This is a genomic window from Oceanobacillus luteolus (genome assembly GCF_042678205.1).
In the GTDB taxonomy this organism is placed as follows: domain Bacteria; phylum Bacillota; class Bacilli; order Bacillales; family Amphibacillaceae; genus Oceanobacillus; species Oceanobacillus luteolus.
Map to the genome: position 1 here is coordinate 1 of NZ_JBHUDE010000024.1, position 4,317 is coordinate 4,317.

4 protein-coding genes are annotated in these 4,317 nt (G+C 37.5%); 2 read left to right on the forward strand and 2 right to left on the reverse strand.

All coding sequences use genetic code 11. The features are described from left to right. Positions 1-234 (forward strand): hypothetical protein (locus ACFSBH_RS05645; protein ID WP_379596483.1); only part of this gene is annotated, 234 nt, incomplete at its 5' end. A gap of 86 nt (positions 235-320) precedes the next feature. On the opposite strand, the gene ACFSBH_RS05650 is transcribed toward ACFSBH_RS05645, so the two are convergent. Together ACFSBH_RS05650 and ACFSBH_RS05655 are read right to left on the reverse strand one after the other, a co-directional pair. After that, the gene (locus ACFSBH_RS05650) at positions 321-2,996 is read right to left on the reverse strand and encodes a YhgE/Pip domain-containing protein (RefSeq protein ID WP_251517856.1); all 2,676 of its coding nucleotides are present in this window, start codon (positions 2,994-2,996) and stop codon (positions 321-323) included. Between the two features lie 152 nt (positions 2,997-3,148). Continuing rightward, a complete protein-coding gene (locus tag ACFSBH_RS05655; RefSeq protein WP_251517853.1) occupies positions 3,149-3,727 on the reverse strand; it encodes a TetR/AcrR family transcriptional regulator in 579 nt (192 codons plus the stop codon). A 271-nt stretch (positions 3,728-3,998) separates the two neighbouring features. Here ACFSBH_RS05655 and ACFSBH_RS05660 point away from each other — a divergent pair, with 271 nt between their 5' ends. Then, positions 3,999-4,229, forward strand: coding sequence for a phospholipase D-like domain-containing protein (locus ACFSBH_RS05660; protein WP_251517850.1), 231 nt, complete (start codon positions 3,999-4,001; stop codon positions 4,227-4,229). The last annotated feature ends 88 nt before the right edge of the window (positions 4,230-4,317 follow it).

Below are 4,317 nucleotides of genomic sequence, written 5' to 3' on the forward strand. Positions count from 1 at the left end.
GAAATTGCTCCTCATACCATTTTAGCTTTGCTTCCAAAGCTTCCTTCTCTATTTCAAGCTTTTCGTTACGCTCTTTATAGTATTCAATTGATTCCTGATTTTTGGGTGTCTGTATTTTTCATAGTTTCATTATACGAAAGAGAACCCGAATGGACTAGTCGGATTCTCATTTTTCTTGATTTTATAGAATGGTACGTGCTTTCACTTCTGGATACGCTTGTTTCTGTTCAATAGATAGCCCGTCTAATAGCCAGCGTAGTTGGCGGGGACTGATATCCATTGGTGCCTCAGTGGTCTCGAACCGTCCCCATGTTTCCTACTTAATCCACCATCCTGCTTTCTTTCGATTTCTCAAATGTTTTTTGCATTCGAGTGGCGAGCAGTGGTTTTAATACGATTCCAACAAAGAACGCTAGAAGCATGAATAAGAGTAGAATTGTCATATCCTTTAGAACGAGGATTGGAATCATTCCTCCTACTGCTTCTCTCAATAGGTTAATCGCATAGGTAAATGGCATAAATGCGTGAATCGATTGAAAAAACGGTGGTGCGACATCAATTGGGAATGTAGCGCCACTGCTTGATAACTGAAGCACAAGTAAAATAATTGCAAGTCCCTTACCGATATTCCCTAGGATGGATGCTAGCGTATAAACGATTGTCATCAATACAACTGAAATAAAAATAGAAAATACGACGAATAGAACAGGATGTTTTGCGTAAATGCCAAGCAGTTGTAGATTTCCAATACTAACAACAAGTCCTTGTAGAACACCGACGATTAAAAATAAAATAAGTTTACCAAAGTACACATGGCGAATAGTGTAATCTTTTCGCATATCAATGGGATGGACATTGGTTGTAATGGAATTGGATAACAACAGTGCCCCTACCCAAATACTTAGTACTGTATAAAACGGCGCATTTGCTGAGCCATAATTCGGGATTTCAAATAAACGCTCTTCTTTTAGATGAATTGGACTTGCAAAGAAGTCACTTTCCTCATCTAAATCATTTCGTAAAATATTGATTAAATCATTGATTTTATCCTCTTCCTCAATCTCACTGAAGTGATTTACCGTCTGATGAATAACCTCTTCAAACTCAGGCAAATACTCGCGACTGTAATGATTCAATTCACTTAATGAATCTTTCACCTTAGGAACTTCTTCTTCTAAAATCGTAGCTACATGATGGTATCTTTCTTCGATTAAAGGAAGTTCCTTGCGCATCATGTTAGCTACTGCATGCACCCTATCCTCGATTTGCGGTAGTTTTTCATCAACAAATGCCGCTAAGGTTTCGATAACCGTAATTGCTTTTGGAAGCTCGGCTTCTGTTTTTTCAATGAGACCTTTTACTTTCGCTTCCACATCAGGTAAGTCATTGAGTAGCTTCTCTATTGTTTCTCCACCCGTATTTATTATCTGATCAGCGTGGGCTAGTATGTCACTAAGTGAATCTAAATCGGAGTAAGCATCCATTAATCTATTGTTCGACTGCCCATACCGCTCAATTAAATCTGTAAAGGCTGCAGTAAGCGTCTTTCCCGATTCCCAATTTATAGAGTGAGCCAAGTGTTCAGATGCTTGCTCGACTCTTTGGGTTCTTTCACGAACGCTGTTGAATTGATTTGAGTCGATACTTCCTTGTTCCAGCTCATTTTCTAGTGAAACCAGAACTTCTTGTAAAGCGGATAAGTCCTCTCTCAGACTCACCAATTCACGAACCGTTGCTTGGACATCTTCATTTTGCTTGTCCTTATCTAACAAATTATATAATTCGATTGTTTGGTCGATTACATTGAGCTGATTGATTAATTGCTCGTTTATTTTTGTGATGGTTTCAGTTACTTCATCTAGCGATTCCTCATTTTCTAGCATAGCAAGAACTTGATTGGTCATCTGAGCTGCTCTATTTATAAATTGAAGTTGTTGTTTAATGATTTCATCTATTGTAACTGCAGACTCAGAAGCTTCATCAATAAATGTTTGTAACGCCTCAATATATTCTTCTGCTGTTTCCTTTTTTTCAGCTAATGCTGGGATTGCTTCCTGCATACGGCCAATAATCTCTTCCGCTCTTTTCGTTTTCTCGTAGGCTTCTTCCAACTGCTCCGTCACTTCAAAAAAACGATTGCCAATCGCGCTTATATCTTTAATAGCTACTTCCATTTCTGGAATGGATTCCTCTAGCTTAATCATCTTCGCACCTAACTGATTAATTTCTGGAAACTTCTTCTCCAAGTCATAGATTAAATTGGCACCCTGATGAATTTCTGGAAAATAGCCCCCTATTGCTAAAAATTGTTCAACACTATCATCAATCTCATCCCAGTCTTCCTCGACACCAATTAATCGTTCCGCGAATTGATTAATCTCTGGGAAACGCTCCTCAAGCTCACCGATGATATGCTTTAGTCTCCGCATGGTCGGAAGTCCTTCTTCCATTCGAATGCCGAGCTTGTCAAATTGTTCAAAAAGGGCTTTTGATGTTTCTTCGATGAACTGATTATTCATTCCCGTAACGATTGCTGAAGCTCCAGCTGATGTCATTTTAGGAGCAATTGCATTGATTTTCTCATTCACTTGATACAATACTTCCGCCTGCTTCGGTTCTCCATCTAGAATCTGGACCAAGTCCTGCGAAAAAGCTTCCTCGATATAAATGGCAGCATATATATTTCCAAGCTCTACTTCATCCTCTGCTTCTTGTTTGGAAAGAAATTGCCAACCAAAATCGTCATTATCTTTGAGGTTTTCAACAATTTCCTCCCCTATATTTATTAGTTCCCCTTCTATTTCTACCCCTACATCTTCATTTACAACAGCAATTTGTATACTCTTTGTATTTGCATAAGGATCCCATGTAGAACCTAGATTAAACCATGCATATAATGCAGGTAAAATAGTGAGTGCGATTAGCAGAAGACCGATAAAAGGAACTCGCTTTATATTCCTTAGATCTTGCTTAAAGATATTCCAAACGTTTTTCATAACTTCCTCCAATATTATAAAGTAACTATTGACTAGAATCGTTTTCCGGTCAACTTAAAATAAAAAATGAAGTTAAACTTCATTTAGCAACACGCTACTCCTAACTAAATATGCGTTTAACTTATTTGTGTATGTACTAGTATATAGATAATTTATTTTTTATTACCTATTCCCTCTATAAAATACATCTTAATGAAACCTGTAATTTCATCTTGATCCAGTGCTTGGTGCCGTTCTTTCCAATCATTCACCAGGTTTATATACATTTTGAACATTAGAAATGCTGTCATTTTAGGATCACACTTTTGCAGTTCTCCCCGCTGAATTGCTGCTGTGATTTTCATTTCGATAAATTCACAGATTTCATCTTCGACCTCTTGCAGCACTTCAATTACTTCAGGGGTCCCCATATCCTTTACTTCTTGGGAAAGCTTAATCATTAACTCATGCTCTTCCTGGAATTTAGTTATCGCATGCAAGGCTGCGTTGAAATTTTTAACAAACGGATCTTCCTGTATAATCGCACCTCTGGCGACTTGTCTCATCTCAATAACATATAATTTAATAATTTCATTTAGTACATCCTCTTTGGAAGAAAAATACGTATAAATTGTTCCTTTTCCTACTTGTGCTATCTTTGCTATTTGGTCCATCGTCGTTGCCTTGTAACCAAAATGGCTAAAAGATTTCATCGCGGCATTAATAATGTTCAACTTTTTATCCTGAATCATTAACAAATTCTCCTCATAATGACTATAATACTATAACGGTCAATTGTTAGCCTAACATGATGAATGGTATAAAGCAAGTTTAAAAAAGAGAAATGCGGAACCCCCTCTGTTAGGATAAATGTCGTAGGATACTTTAGTGTTATACTTAAGTAACTAACACGGAGGTCAATCGATATGACAGGAAATAGAGTACGCTATTCGAAGGAACAAAAAGAAGCTATTGTGAAACGCATGATGCCACCAAGCAATGAAGCAGTGAAGCAGTGAAGCAGTGAAGCAAATTGCCAAAGAAGAAGGCATCACAGAAGTGACCTTGTACAAGTGGCGTAAGGAAGCACGTGCAGCTGGTGAAGCGACAGGTGCCAATTTATATGCACTGCAAGATTTGCATACAAAACTATACATCTTTGATAAACATTCGGTGATAACTGGATCAGCAAACTTCACATTTAAAGGTTTTTTCAAAATGTCTGATATGAATAACTTCACTAGCGTTGCATAAATAATGCCAGAATTTTCAGTTTTAATCTTTTTTCTATTAGAGCCAAAAAAGTAAATACCCAACTAAAGGTGGCTCCATTCATTTTTTT